This window comes from Buttiauxella sp. (assembly GCF_035271705.1).
Lineage (GTDB): Bacteria > Pseudomonadota > Gammaproteobacteria > Enterobacterales > Enterobacteriaceae > Buttiauxella.
On the sequence record NZ_DATERI010000078.1, the window covers coordinates 1 to 13643 of the forward strand.

Annotated in this window: 18 protein-coding genes; 4 read left to right on the forward strand and 14 right to left on the reverse strand. The window is 50.2% G+C overall.

From position 1 onward, the window contains the following. A partial coding sequence (locus VJY99_RS06840; RefSeq protein WP_324117315.1) for a PTS transporter subunit EIIC occupies nucleotides 1-778 on the reverse strand: 778 nt, incomplete at its 3' end. A 27-nt stretch (nucleotides 779-805) separates the two neighbouring features. Continuing rightward, a complete protein-coding gene (gene murQ, locus VJY99_RS06845; protein WP_324117328.1) occupies nucleotides 806-1705 on the reverse strand; it encodes an N-acetylmuramic acid 6-phosphate etherase in 900 nt (299 codons plus the stop codon). A gap of 126 nt (nucleotides 1706-1831) precedes the next feature. Here murQ and VJY99_RS06850 point away from each other — a divergent pair, with 126 nt between their 5' ends. Beyond that, a complete protein-coding gene (locus tag VJY99_RS06850) occupies nucleotides 1832-2680 on the forward strand; it encodes a MurR/RpiR family transcriptional regulator (RefSeq protein WP_324117316.1) in 849 nt (282 codons plus the stop codon). Nucleotides 2681-2735: 55 nt separating this feature from the next. Next, complete coding sequence (locus tag VJY99_RS06855) at nucleotides 2736-2996, forward strand: YfhL family 4Fe-4S dicluster ferredoxin (protein WP_034497739.1); 261 nt, start codon at nucleotides 2736-2738, stop codon at nucleotides 2994-2996. 198 nt (nucleotides 2997-3194) lie between these two features. Here VJY99_RS06855 and acpS read toward each other — a convergent pair whose 3' ends face one another. The 12 genes from acpS to VJY99_RS19655 all read right to left on the reverse strand — a co-directional run bounded on the left by acpS (nucleotide 3195) and on the right by VJY99_RS19655 (nucleotide 12637). Further along, nucleotides 3195-3575, reverse strand: coding sequence for a holo-ACP synthase (gene acpS, locus VJY99_RS06860; RefSeq protein ID WP_064544373.1), 381 nt, complete (start codon nucleotides 3573-3575; stop codon nucleotides 3195-3197). Then, a complete protein-coding gene (gene pdxJ / locus VJY99_RS06865; protein ID WP_324117317.1) occupies nucleotides 3575-4306 on the reverse strand; it encodes a pyridoxine 5'-phosphate synthase in 732 nt (243 codons plus the stop codon). The genes acpS and pdxJ overlap by 1 nt, the downstream gene beginning before the upstream one ends. A 77-nt stretch (nucleotides 4307-4383) precedes the next feature. Then, nucleotides 4384-5121, reverse strand: coding sequence for a DNA repair protein RecO (gene recO / locus VJY99_RS06870; RefSeq protein ID WP_324117318.1), 738 nt, complete (start codon nucleotides 5119-5121; stop codon nucleotides 4384-4386). 3 nt (nucleotides 5122-5124) lie between these two features. Further along, on the reverse strand, nucleotides 5125-6027 hold the full coding sequence (gene era, locus VJY99_RS06875) for a GTPase Era (protein WP_324117319.1): 903 nt from the start codon (nucleotides 6025-6027) through the stop codon (nucleotides 5125-5127). Then, a complete protein-coding gene (gene rnc, locus VJY99_RS06880) occupies nucleotides 6027-6707 on the reverse strand; it encodes a ribonuclease III (RefSeq protein ID WP_324117320.1) in 681 nt (226 codons plus the stop codon). The genes era and rnc overlap by 1 nt, the downstream gene beginning before the upstream one ends. A 170-nt stretch (nucleotides 6708-6877) precedes the next feature. Then, a complete protein-coding gene (gene lepB / locus VJY99_RS06885; protein WP_324117321.1) occupies nucleotides 6878-7852 on the reverse strand; it encodes a signal peptidase I in 975 nt (324 codons plus the stop codon). Nucleotides 7853-7866: 14 nt separating this feature from the next. Beyond that, nucleotides 7867-9666 carry a translation elongation factor 4 gene (gene lepA, locus VJY99_RS06890; protein ID WP_324117322.1) on the reverse strand — a complete coding sequence of 600 codons (1800 nt, stop codon included), beginning with the start codon at nucleotides 9664-9666 and terminating at the stop codon, nucleotides 7867-7869. 205 nt (nucleotides 9667-9871) lie between these two features. Then, nucleotides 9872-10351, reverse strand: coding sequence for a SoxR-reducing system protein RseC (gene rseC, locus VJY99_RS06895; protein ID WP_324117323.1), 480 nt, complete (start codon nucleotides 10349-10351; stop codon nucleotides 9872-9874). Then, nucleotides 10348-11304, reverse strand: coding sequence for a sigma-E factor regulatory protein RseB (gene rseB / locus VJY99_RS06900; RefSeq protein WP_324117324.1), 957 nt, complete (start codon nucleotides 11302-11304; stop codon nucleotides 10348-10350). The genes rseC and rseB overlap by 4 nt, the downstream gene beginning before the upstream one ends. Next, nucleotides 11304-11951 carry an anti-sigma-E factor RseA gene (gene rseA / locus VJY99_RS06905; RefSeq protein ID WP_324117325.1) on the reverse strand — a complete coding sequence of 216 codons (648 nt, stop codon included), beginning with the start codon at nucleotides 11949-11951 and terminating at the stop codon, nucleotides 11304-11306. Before rseA ends, rseB begins: the two co-directional genes overlap by 1 nt. Nucleotides 11952-11982: 31 nt before the next feature. After that, nucleotides 11983-12558, reverse strand: coding sequence for an RNA polymerase sigma factor RpoE (rpoE, locus tag VJY99_RS06910; protein ID WP_016537822.1), 576 nt, complete (start codon nucleotides 12556-12558; stop codon nucleotides 11983-11985). A gap of 22 nt (nucleotides 12559-12580) precedes the next feature. Further along, on the reverse strand, nucleotides 12581-12637 hold the full coding sequence (locus tag VJY99_RS19655) for a hypothetical protein (RefSeq protein WP_370090880.1): 57 nt from the start codon (nucleotides 12635-12637) through the stop codon (nucleotides 12581-12583). On the opposite strand from VJY99_RS19655, the gene VJY99_RS06915 reads away from it, so the two are divergent. Together VJY99_RS06915 and VJY99_RS06920 are read left to right on the forward strand one after the other, a co-directional pair. Further along, entirely contained in the window at nucleotides 12624-12986 is a 363-nt protein-coding gene (locus VJY99_RS06915) for a hypothetical protein (protein ID WP_324117326.1), read from the forward strand. The two genes, VJY99_RS19655 and VJY99_RS06915, sit on opposite strands and share 14 nt — an antisense overlap. Before the next feature lie 5 nt (nucleotides 12987-12991). Beyond that, nucleotides 12992-13643, forward strand: a 652-nt coding sequence (locus VJY99_RS06920) for an FAD-dependent oxidoreductase (RefSeq protein WP_324117327.1), incomplete at its 3' end; no start/stop codon positions are given.

The following is a 13643-nucleotide window of genomic DNA, read 5'->3' on the forward strand; positions in this document are numbered from 1 at the left end:
ATGCAGTAATTAAGGTGGTCAGCAGTGGGTTGAGGATCAGCTCAATTGAACCTGGCAATAACTTGCGTAACCGTTTTTCAATCCAGCACATCAGCGCCACCACCAGCAACACCGCGATAACCCCGCCGCGCCCCGGTTGCAGGTTTTCGCCAAACAGGTGGATTTGCGCCAGTTGCGGGCTGGAAAGAATCCCGGCCATCACACCGCCCATCGCCATCGAACCGCCGAACACTTTCGCGGCATTAACGCCCACCAGAATATTCATGATAGCAAACACTGCGCTACCAAAGATGGCGAGCAAGCCGAGAATATTGGGGTATTGCGTGGCAAGGTCACCCACAATATCTGGGCGCTTGAGGATGTTGATGATCCCGGTGATAAGCCCCGATGCAATAAAAGCAGGAATCAATGGAATAAAAACGTTCGCCAGCTTACGCAATGCCTCGCTCATTGGCGCCTGATACCGGGCTTTTGCCTGCGCTTTATTCTGCGCAATATCATCTTCGCTTGAGAGAGTCTGGCCGCGGCTTTGCAACAATTCACGCATGGCATCCACCACTTGCGCCGCACGACCCGGCCCAACAATCAGCTGGTGCTGCTCACCCTGTTTTACGTAGCCGCTGACACCCGGCAGTTTTTTCAGACGCGCAATATCAAGCAGGCTTACGTCATTAACTTCAACCCGCACGCGGGTCATGCAGTTTTCCAGACGGGTGATATTCCCCTGCCCACCGATTCCTGACAATATTTCACTGGCGAGTGTCGCTGTCTTATCCATGATTCAGTGCCTGCTTATTGTTATAGCCTAATGGGATTGGCTAAGGGCTGGGCGAAGATAACCACTACTGTCTGCCAGACGTGCATACGCCGTCTTTGCATCAACACCGGTGAGTATCATTAAAATGGCTGGCTTAACTTCGTAATCAGTCTGTTTGAGCGCGTTTTCGGCATCGATACGCGTCGCGCCAGTCGCTTCAACAACGATACGGCACGCACGGTCTACCAACTTAATATTGGTGGCTTTCATATCAACCATCAGGTTCTGGTAGACCTTACCCAACTTCACCATCGCGCCGGTGGAAATCATATTCAGCACCAATTTTTGCGCGGTACCTGATTTCAGACGTGTGGAGCCGGTCAACGCTTCTGGCCCAACAACGGGGGAAATCGCAATTTCAGCTTCCTGTGCGATGGCTGAACCCGGGTTACAGGAAATGGCTGCTGTGCGACAACCCAGGTTACGGGCATAGCGCAATCCCCCCATCACATAAGGTGTACGCCCTGATGCTGCAAGTCCAACAACCATGTCGTTTGCTGTTAGCGTAAGGGCTTTCAGGTCATCCTCGCCCAATTGCTGATTATCTTCAGCTCCTTCGACCGCTTTGAGTAATGCGCCAGGGCCACCCGCGATTAAACCAATCACCAGACCATGTGGAACGCCAAAGGTCGGCGGGCATTCTGAGGCATCCAGTACACCCAAGCGCCCACTGGTTCCCGCGCCCATGTAAATCAACCGGCCACCCGCTTGTAGCGAGGCACTTGCCGCATCGACGGCTTTGGCCACTTCCGGCAACGTTTTTTCAACTGCTGCTGCGACCAGAGCGTCCTGTTGATTAAAGCGCTGGACCATTTCAAGCGTGGAGAGGCAATCGAGATCCATAGTGTGTGGATTACGAGTTTCAGAAACGAGTGAGCCAAGATTCATCATGCACCTTTGAATATTTAATTCCTTAAAGTTTTTATATAATGGAATATTAAATTCATTCAGGCGAGTGTAATTTACGTTATTATGGAATCGCTCACATAATTGACCCGACGCTCTGGAGAGGAAATGAACTGCTTACTGCGTATTCGAAGCCGCTACCCAACCCTGGCACAAAGCGACCGTAGACTGGCTGATTTTTTGCTGGAGAAACCCGACTACGCGCGTCATTTAAGTTCACAGCAGCTTGCAGCCGAAGCAGGTGTGAGTCAGTCGAGCGTGGTGAAGTTTTCCCAAAAGCTGGGTTTTAAGGGGTTTCCAGCCCTCAAACTGGCCATCAGTGAAGCGCTGGCCAGCGGCCAGGAACCCCAATCCGTCCCGGTTCATAATCTTATTTTGGGTGATGATCCGCTGCGTTTAGTGGGGGAAAAACTCATTAAGGATAATTTGTCGGCGATGCACGCCACGCTTGATGTTAACAGCGAAGAAAAGCTGCTGGCGAGCGTAGAGATGTTGCGAAACGCACGACGTGTGCTGTTGGTAGGCATTGGCGCGTCCGGCTTAGTCGCTAAGAATTTTGCCTGGAAGCTAATGAAAATTGGGATTAACGCTGTAGCCGAGCAAGACATGCACGCATTACTGGCGACGGCGCAAGCCTCAAGCAGTGACGATGTACTGTTGGCGATTTCCTATTCTGGTGAACGGCGTGAGATCAATCTCGCCGCCGATGAAACACTGCGCACCGGAGCAAAAATACTCGCCATTACCGGCTTTACGCCCAACGCTTTACAGCAACGAGCCTCGCTCTGCCTGTACACCATCGCCGAAGAACAAGCGACGCGCAGCGCGGCGATTTCATCGACCAGTGCGCAGATGATGCTCACCGATCTTCTGTTTATGGCGTTAGTACAGCGCGATCTCGAACACGCACCGGAGCGGATCCGCCACAGTGAAGCACTGGTAAAAAAACTGGTTTGACCGGAGATTGGGCGTATAATGCCCGCCCTGTTTCTGTTGTTATCGAGATCTTCCCATGGCGCTGCTCATCACTAAAAAATGTATTAACTGCGATATGTGCGAGCCAGAGTGCCCGAACGAGGCCATTTCCATGGGAGACAGCATTTATGAGATCAATACTGATCGCTGCACAGAATGCGTCGGGCACTACGAAACACCCACCTGCCAGAAAGTTTGCCCGATCCCAAATACCATTATCAGCGATCCGGCACATATCGAGAACGAAGAGCAACTATGGGACAAATTTGTTCAACTGCACCACGCCGATAAGCTTTGATCCCCATACCCAAAATAATTCGAGATGCGTCGCGGCGGCAAGAAAACAACAAATTCGTCGGGAACGAATTTGACCAGCCAAAGGCTGGCCTCCGGTGAGAGACAGGAGTCTCTCATTAATCCCGATGAGCTTACTAAAGTAAGTGATTTGGGTGAGTGAACGCAGCCAACAAAGAGGCAGCTTGAAGTATGAAGGGTATTAATTCTCAATGATGACGGTCGCGCAGGCATAATGGCGTTCATCAGCAAGCGTAACGTGCACTGAACGCACCCCCATTCTTTGCGCGACTCGCTCGGCCTCTTCCCAAAAGCGTAACTGCGGTTTACCCAACGGATCGTTAAACACTTCGAACTGATTAAACGCCAGGCCGTTACGGATCCCGGTGCCAAATGCTTTGGCCGCCGCTTCTTTTACCGCAAAACGTTTAGCGAGAAAGCGCACCGGTTGCTGGTGCGCTTGATATTGCAGCCATTCATTGGCACTGAGCACGCGCTTCGCCAGTCGGTCACCTGAACGCGAGATAACGCTTTCAATACGCGCTATCTCAACGATATCAGTGCCAAGGCCGAGAATTGCCATTAGCTACGCGCTTCCTGCATCAGACGTTTCATTTCTGCCACGGCCTCTTTCAAACCGCTCATTACCGCACGGCCGATAATTGCATGGCCGATATTCAACTCGTGCATTTCAGGCAGGCGAGCAATGGCTTTCACGTTGTGATAAGTCAAACCATGCCCAGCATTCACTTTCAGGCCTTTTCCTGCGGCGTAGGTCGCGGCTTCAGCGATACGCGCCAGTTCTTTGGCCTGAGTCGCTTCGTCTTTTGCATCGGCGTAGCAACCGGTATGAATTTCGATATACGGTGCGCCAACCGCCACGGCGGCATCAATTTGCGCGTGGTCAGCATCAATAAACAGGGAAACCAAAATACCAGCGTCGGCCAGACGTTTGCAGGCATCACGCATTTTATCCAGTTGACCGGCGACATCCAGCCCACCTTCGGTCGTCACTTCCTGGCGCTTTTCCGGCACCAGGCAACAGAAATGCGGTTGGGTGTCACAAGCGATATCAATCATCTCTTCAGTGACAGCCATTTCCAGATTCATACGCGTGTCGAGGGTCTGGCGCAGGAGGCGTACATCGCGGTCAGTGATATGACGGCGATCTTCACGCAGGTGAACCGTAATACCGTCAGCACCTGCTTGCTCGCAAATAAATGCCGCCTGCACGGGGTCAGGATATGCCGTGCCACGTGCGTTACGCAAAGTTGCGATGTGATCGATGTTTACGCCTAACAGTAATTCAGCCATGACAATCCTCGAGGTCAGAATAGGTTTGAGTTCCGGCAGTTTACACCCGGTAAGGAAAGCATGGCTACGGCCAGGCGTTATTGTGGGTCTTGAGGGGATTTAAGTGGTGATTTTTTCGGCACAAACTGGCGAAATAATTCGCGGCTTTTAAGGGGTTTTCCGCCCAGATAAGGTTTCAATGCCATACGGGTAAAGCGTTTCGCCGCGCGTAAGGTGGCGATATCAGGAAATTCGCGGTTCGCGAGGGCTTTCAATTCATGGCCCGTGAAACTGCGGTTATCCACTACCAGGCTTGCGATAAACCCTTTCTCTTCACGATAGCGATAAGTCATGGTGTCGCTGACCTCTTCCCCGCTTCCTGCACAGTGCAAGAAATCCACGCCATATCCCAGGTGCCCCAGCAGAGCCAGCTCAAAACGACGCAAAGCCGGTTCCGGTGAACCGCTCGTTCCTGCTAATGCCTGAATACAGTGGAGGTAATCGAAGAATAGTTCGGAGAAACGCGTTTCATCTTCCAGCACACGTGAAACCAGTTCATTCACGTACAGGCCGCTATAGAGCGTTATGCCACTTAGAGGAAGTGCCAGTGAGACTGCTTCGGCGCTGCGTAGTGTTTTGACTTCACCACGGCCGCCCCAGCGAACTAACAGGGGGGTAAAGGGTTGTAGCGTCCCTTTGAGGTTGGAACGACGAGAACGAGCGCCTTTCGCAATTAAACGAATGCGCCCGGACTCTTCGGAAAAGAGGTCAAGCAGAAGGCTGGTTTCGCTCCAGGGGCGACTATGAAGGACAAACGCCCGCTGCCAGCCTTCCATCGGTTAGTCGTCTGTGTAGCCGAGGCTGCGCAGCGCGCGCTCGTCATCTGCCCAGCCAGATTTAACCTTCACCCACAGTTCCAGGTGAATTTTAGCTTCGAACATATCTTCCATGTCTTTACGCGCTTCGATACCGATGGTTTTGATTTTGGCACCCTTGTTGCCAATAACCATTTTCTTCTGGCCTTCACGTTCAACCAGAATCAAACCATTGATGTCATAACCGCCACGGGCGTTAGTCACAAACTGTTCAATTTCAACGGTCACGGAATACGGTAATTCCGCACCAAGGAAACGCATCAGTTTTTCACGGATGATTTCAGAGGCCATGAAACGCTGAGAACGGTCGGTGATGTAATCTTCCGGGAAGTGATGAATGGCTTCCGGCAGACGTTTACGAACGATGCTGGCGATTGTGTCCACGTTCATGCCATGTTCCGCAGAAATAGGCACGATATCGAGGAAGTTCATCTGGCTGCCAAGGAATTGCAGGTGTGGCAGCAAAATGCTTTTGTCCTGAACGTTATCGACTTTGTTCACCGCCAGAATCACCGGTGCCCGAGCGTCGCGCAGCTTGTTGAGTACCATCTCATCATCTGCGGTCCACTTCGTTCCTTCAACCACGAAGATAACCAGCTCAACGTCACCGATAGAGCTGCTAGCGGCTTTGTTCATCAAGCGGTTGATCGCGCGTTTTTCTTCCATATGCAGCCCTGGGGTATCAACGTAAATCGCCTGATACGGGCCTTCGGTATGGATACCCATAATGCGGTGACGGGTGGTCTGCGCTTTACGGGAAGTGATAGAGATTTTTTGCCCAAGCAACTGGTTTAGCAGCGTGGATTTGCCGACATTCGGGCGACCAACGATGGCCACGAATCCGCAAAAGGTTTGTTCTTCGCTCATTATTCCAGCTCCAGCTTTATAAGCGCCTGCTCAGCTGCAGCCTGTTCCGCTTTACGGCGGCTTGAACCGGTGCCAATCACCGGCTCAGGCAGGCCACTCACCTGACAGTGAATGGTAAATTCCTGATCGTGCGCTTCACCACGAACCTGCACAACCAAATAAGATGGCAGTGGCAAGTGGCGACCCTGCAAATACTCTTGCAGACGCGTCTTAGGGTCTTTTTGCTTATCGCCTGGGCTAATTTCATCCAAACGAGATTGATACCAGGAAAGAATTAAGCGCTCAATATTCTGGATATCGCTGTCGAGGAACACGCCACCAATTAAGGCTTCGACGGTATCGGCCAGGATAGATTCGCGACGGAAACCGCCACTTTTCAATTCGCCCGGCCCAAGGCGCAGACATTCGCCTAATTCAAATTCGCGAGCAATTTCTGCCAGCGTATTTCCGCGCACCAGCGTCGCACGCATACGGCTCATATCACCTTCATCTACACGAGGGAAACGATGGTAAAGCGCGTTTGCAATAACGTAGCTAAGAATGGAATCGCCTAAAAACTCAAGACGCTCATTGTGTTTGCTGCTGGCACTGCGATGCGTTAATGCCTGTTGCAACAGATCCTGATGTACAAAAGTGTAGCCCAGCTTACGCTGCAGCCTATTAATTACGATGGGGTTCATGCGATACCAATTAATGAATGCGTCAATTATTCAGCACACGGAACAGACCTGAAAAAGAGAACCAACGCTGTTTCGTTTGCCGTGGCTCCCTTATGGGAGCCAACCTAAATACGGGGGGATATTCTATACGCAACGACAAGGTATGTCGTTACTTGAATGGATTTAATTGATCAATGAATTCCGCCAATGCGACTTAAACGAACGCCCGTTGGCCATTCACCCTCTTGTTTCTCAAAACTCATCCAGATTCCAGTCGCTTTACCGACCAGATTCGCCTCAGGAACAAAACCCCAATAACGGCTATCAGCGCTGTTATCGCGGTTATCACCCATCATGAAGTAATGACCCGGTGGCACAATCCACGTTGCCAGTTGTTGGCCCGATTGCTGGTAGTACATCCCCAGTTGGTCCTGTGCAATTGGCACGGTCAGAATGCGGTGACTCACCTCACCTAGTGTTTCTTTGCGCTCAGACAAACGGATACCGTTTTCTTTGGTCTGGTTCAACGGTAACTGGAAGAAACCAGAGTTTGCTTCACCGCCGTTACGACGCGCAAAAGTTTGCACAAAATCACTTGGCTCTACATTGCTGTAAGTGATTGCCAGCGCGTTATCACATGCCTGGCCAGAACTACAGTTTGGCTTAACAGTGACTTCTTTGGCCATAGGATCATAACTGACACGATCACCCGGCAAACCCACTGTACGCTTGATGTAATCAAGACGTGGATCTTGTGGATATTTGAACACCACAATATCGCCACGTTTAGGATGACCCGTTTCAATGAGCGTTTTCTGGTAAATAGGATCTTTAATACCGTAAGCAAATTTCTCCACCAGAATAAAATCGCCAATTAATAAGGTTGGCATCATTGATCCTGATGGAATCTGGAATGGCTCGTAAATAAACGAGCGCATAATCAAGACGATAGCGAGCACCGGGAATACGGAAGCCCCCGTTTCTAACCAACCTGGTTTCGGTGCGACTTTATTTAGCGTTTTGCTATCAAGTGCATCACCAGTGGCAGCTTGCGCTGCCGCCTGTTTTACCCGACGTTTTGGCGCAAAGATAAATTTATCAATACACCATAGAAGACCCGTTACCAGCGTCGCTATCACGAGGATTAGCGCAAACATATTCGCCATGCCAACTCCTTAATTTATTTGCTGTCTTTACCAACATGCAGAATGGCGAGGAACGCTTCCTGAGGCAATTCGACGTTACCGACTTGCTTCATACGCTTCTTACCGTCCTTCTGTTTCTGCAACAGCTTTTTCTTACGGCTTACGTCACCGCCGTAGCATTTTGCCAATACGTTTTTACGCAACTGTTTCACGGTAGAACGCGCAATGATATGTGCGCCAATTGCCGCCTGAATCGCAATGTCGAATTGTTGGCGAGGGATCAGTTCTTGCATCTTCTCGACCAACTGACGTCCACGGAACTGTGAGTTGCCACGGTGGGTAATCAATGCCAGGGCATCAACGCGATCACCGTTAATCAAGACATCAACGCGCACCATGTCTGAGGTCTGGAAGCGTTTGAAGTTATAATCCAGGGAAGCGTAGCCACGGGATGTTGATTTCAGGCGGTCGAAGAAATCGAGTACCACTTCTGCCATTGGAATTTCATAGGTCAGCGCAACCTGGTTACCGTGGTAAACCATGTTGGTCTGTACGCCACGCTTCTCAATACACAGAGTGATAACGCTACCCAGATATTCCTGAGGCATCAGCATGTGACACTCAGCAATCGGCTCACGCAGCTCAGCAATGTTATTCAATGCTGGCAGCTTGGATGGGCTATCAACATAAATCGTCTCACCCGTGGTGGTTTCCACTTCGTAAACTACGGTAGGTGCTGTGGTAATCAGATCAAGATCGTATTCACGTTCCAGACGTTCCTGAATGATTTCCATGTGCAGCAGACCGAGGAAGCCACAGCGGAAACCGAAGCCCAACGCGGTAGAGCTTTCTGGTTCATAGAACAAGGACGCATCGTTCAGACTCAGTTTGCCCAACGCATCACGGAAGTTTTCGTAATCGTCAGAACTTACCGGGAACAGACCCGCATAAACCTGCGGCTTCACTTTTTTAAAGCCTGGCAGCGCTTTATCTGCCGGATTACGTGCAAGGGTCAAAGTATCGCCAACAGGCGCACCCAGGATATCTTTGATTGCGCAGACCAACCAGCCTACTTCACCGCAACCTAACACATCACGATCAACACGTTTTGGCGTGAAGATCCCCAGACGGTCAGCGTTATAGACCTGGCCGGTGCTCATCACCTTGATTTTATCGCCTTTCTTCATGGTGCCGTTTTTAATACGCACCAACGAGACAACACCAAGATAGTTATCGAACCAGGAGTCAATGATCAGTGCCTGCAGTGGCGCGTCCGGATCACCTTCAGGCCCTGGGATATCACGAACCAGACGCTCAAGAACATCCGTAACACCGAAGCCTGTTTTTGCGGAGCAACGCACCGCATCTGTGGCATCAATGCCAACGATATCTTCAATTTCCTGCGCAGCGCGTTCAGGATCGGCTGCAGGCAGGTCAATTTTGTTCAGAACTGGAACCACTTCCAGATCCATTTCCATGGCGGTATAGCAGTTTGCCAGAGTCTGGGCTTCTACGCCCTGACCAGCATCGACCACCAGCAAGGCACCTTCGCACGCCGCCAAAGAGCGGGAAACTTCGTAAGAAAAGTCAACGTGGCCTGGGGTGTCGATGAAATTCAGGTGATAAGTTTCACCATTATTGGCTTTGTAATCCAGCGTGACGCTTTGCGCTTTAATGGTAATTCCGCGCTCACGTTCCAGATCCATGGAATCGAGGACCTGAGCCTCCATTTCACGATCCGATAGGCCACCGCAAATTTGAATAATCCGGTCAGACAGCGTCGATTTGCCGTGGTCGATGTGGGCAATAATAGAAAAGTTACGTATATTCTTCATAGTTAGAGGTTTTTATGCCTTACAAATCCGGGAAAGCTCGGCGCAATGCGCTGTACAGAGCGTGATGTCAATGGCTGTCTTTTGCCTGAAACGCCGCATTCTACACTACAACGAGAAAGCGAGGAAACAGGTCATCATGCAAGCGTTGCTAAGAGATGAATGACCTATGGAAAGTGTGTCTAACAGATTACGGACAGCAGAGGCTTCACTGGCTATCCGCAGAAGTCGTCGTTTCGACTCTAAGAGCATTTGGTGGTAGCGCGACGCTGAGAATAACGGGTTGCCAGGTTTCACGGCGACTGAGTTTCAATGAGTATCCACGCGCGATAAGAAAACCGCCCACTCCGCCCATCAGAGCACCACAAATCGCCGCAAGATTGGTTCCAAACAGCGCCTGAAACAGGGCCGAAACCAGAAATAAACCAACCAAAGGGGACATGTAAACCAATAACGCAGAACCTATGAGACTACTTTCAGCAATACCCAACTCGACTTTTTGACCCACCACCAGCGGCGTATCGCAAGCAACCGATAAGGTGTGTGTCGTTTGTGGCCCGAGTTTATTGAGAATACGGCTGCCGCAGCCCGCGCGTGAAGCACAACTGTTACATGACGCTTTTACGTCACAACTCAACAATGCTTCACCTTTTTGCCAGGAGATGACGGTTGCCCACTCCTTAATCATTGCGTAGTCCTGAATTTGATACTGTCAGCGATACGTTTTGCCGTTTGTGGCGGTAGCTCACCGACAATCGTGATTTCTGTTTTATCGCGAACTTCAGAACTCACCGTGCGGCGCCCGGTACGCAGTAGCTGATCGGTGCTATTGCTGGCAGCGCGGCTAATGTTGACCGAGAAGCTGAACAGACCGTCAGAATAAAGACGTGATTCGATTGGAACATCGACAGTTGGCAATGGCCGACGGCTGCTGGAGACTTCACTAAAACCTTGAGGCAACCAGGTGGGTGTCCAGGAAAAATTGATTTTGTCGGAACCCGGTACTGACAGCAATGGCGGCAAACTCGCCTTCGCCAGGTTTTGCATCATGCCATTGGCTTCTTTGCTGACGTTAAAGGAGACTACGCGGAATTGCTCCAGCGTTTCACCATCACGATCCAGCAAATCAACACGCATCGGTAATTTAGTTTCTGAGTCCATCCACACCATATAGCTGTAACGCGTGCCATCTCGTGCTACGACTCGAATCACTTCGCAAAGCCTGTCGGCAATACGCGTCCGTCCGACAGAAATGAAGTCGTAATAAGGCGTCAAACGTTTGAAGTCGGTATAGACGATTGATGGGAGTGAATCGACGATGTAATCACCGGTAAGCGTGAATGGCTCAAGTCCCGGTTCAAAATAGCTGATTTCACTGCCACGCTGGACAACTTCTCGGCGTGGGCCATCCATCTGAAGCAATTGCGCAAGTGGACGATTATCAAGCCTTGCATGGCGATAGCGTAAAGACTCTATGCCTTGCTTATTAATGCTGATAAATGCCAGCTCATAATTGAGTGACTGACTCGCCTGGTTCATTTGCTGCAACAATGCCCCGGACGAAACAGTGTCCGCCGAGGCATTTGAGCTGAACAACAGGCTGCTTGTCATAAGAGACAGTGCATACCAAAGTTGCTTCATTACTGCGATTGAGTTCCTAACGTTTGGTTTCCTGGCACTTGTACCGCAGCTTGCTGGGTTTGTGCCTGTTCAAACTGGAGTTGCTCGGCGTGTAAACGACGCTGCAATTCGTAATCTTGCAGCATAGCATTGATACGTCGACGTTGTTCCTGTACCTGCTGCTGACCTGTGCTTGCCGTACTGTCAGACGGTACCCCCAAGCTTACCGGGCTCGCCTTACCCATCATAGGTAAAGTGTTGAACACGGGTGCTTCAGGCTGAGCAGGATTGTCAGATTGGCCATTATAGTGCTGCACACCCACAATTACCGCAAGCGATACGCATGCTGCAACACCCACTTGGGTAAGTTGGCTAGCCCACGGACGTACCTTATTCCAGAACGACATTTTCTGCCATTGCTGAGGTTCAGGCTGCTGTTCAGTAATAAGTGGCGTGACATGACGCACAGGTTCATTTTCAATCGCTGCCATGACATTGGCTGCAATATCAAAATGAAGCAATTCACTGGTATCGCCGCGCATAGTATCGCGGATTAGGTGGTAGCTCTCCCAACGCTGCTGCAATGATTTGTCTTGTGATAAGACGCTTAGCAGCTCGCTATCCAGAGTTTCCCCATCCATTAAAGCGGAAAGCTGTTCTTTCTGCATGCCTAATTACCCTTCCAGTAATCCGCTATCGTCAGCGCCTGATAAGCGGTTGAACTTTATTATCAATAGCTTCCCGCGCACGGAAAATACGCGAACGTACAGTCCCTACTGGGCAATCCATGATGGCGGCTATTTCTTCATAGCTCAGACCATCCAACTCCCGCAACGTAATTGCCATGCGTAAATCTTCCGGGAGTGACTCAATAGTACGGAAAACTATTTGTCTCAGTTCTTCAGACAACATTAAGTTCTCAGGGTTCGAAATTTCTTTCAATGCACTGCCACTTTCGTAGTTTTCCGCATCAATTGCATCCACATCGCTTGATGGAGGACGACGACCCTGAGCAACCAGATAATTTTTTGCCGTGTTGACCGCTATGCGATACAACCATGTGTAAAACGCACTATCGCCACGGAATGAATCCAATGCGCGATAAGCTTTAATGAAAGACTCCTGCACCACGTCAGGAACATCCCCTGAAGGTACATAGCGGGAAACCAGACTCGCCACTTTATGCTGATAGCGAACCACCAGTAAATTAAATGACTTCTGATCTCCCTTCTGGACCCGTTCGACGAGGACCTGATCCGTTAACTGCTCACTCATCCGAGGTAATGTCTCCCCAAACCTATTTCCACGCGTAATTGAAAAGCCACCCGAACTCTGCATAAATGAGCAAGTTCACGGTTGGAGCGCTCGATTTGAGCAAAGTTCCATTACGCCGTTGTTTTCCTGATCTGTTCCACGAATTATCTCTTCTTGATTATAAGTTTCATGGCACAAACGGTGACACCTTTTTTATCCTAAAAGGCGATCGCGATACGCGTGCAGAGTATCGCATGAATCATGATTTTTCATCAGAAAATCTGCCACTAACGGTGAGCTGGCACGAAAAATTGCTTATGAGCGCTATTATTCGGATGAAACTGAGTTCACCCCTCCTCTTGTTTAGTTCATATAACGCAGGTTTAAAAAAAGCGTGTTACAGCCCACATCGGGTGATATGCTGGCCCAACCTTTGTTTAGTAAATTAAACACGATGAACGCAAATTCCGAACTCGCTTGTGATGTATTAATCGTCGGTAGCGGAGCTGCTGGCCTCTCCCTTGCTTTACGGCTTGCCGAAAACTGCAAAGTTATTGTTCTGAGTAAAGGGCCAATAAACGAAGGCTCTACGTTTTATGCTCAGGGTGGCATTGCCGCAGTGTTTGATGAAACGGATAGTATCGATTCACATGTTGAAGATACGCTGATTGCAGGCGCTGGAATTTGCGATCGAGAAGCGGTGGAGTTTGTTGCCAGCAATGCACGTCATTGCGTGCAATGGTTAATCGATCAAGGTGTGTTATTTGATACTGAGATCCAGGCAAATGGTGCAGAAAGCTACCATTTGACTCGCGAAGGTGGGCATAGCCATCGCCGAATTCTCCATGCAGCGGATGCCACCGGTAAAGAAGTTGAAACCACTCTGGTCGGCAAGGCGCTGAACCATCCTAATATTCGTGTTATCGAGCGTAGTAACGCAGTCGACCTTATTGTTTCAGACAAAATAGGTCTGCCAGGAACGCGACGTGTCGTGGGTGCATGGATCTGGAACCGTAACCGCGAGAAAGTGGAAACTTGCCGTGCGAAAGCTGTGGTTTTAGCCACCGGTGGTGCATCGAAGGTTTATCAATACACGACGAACCCAG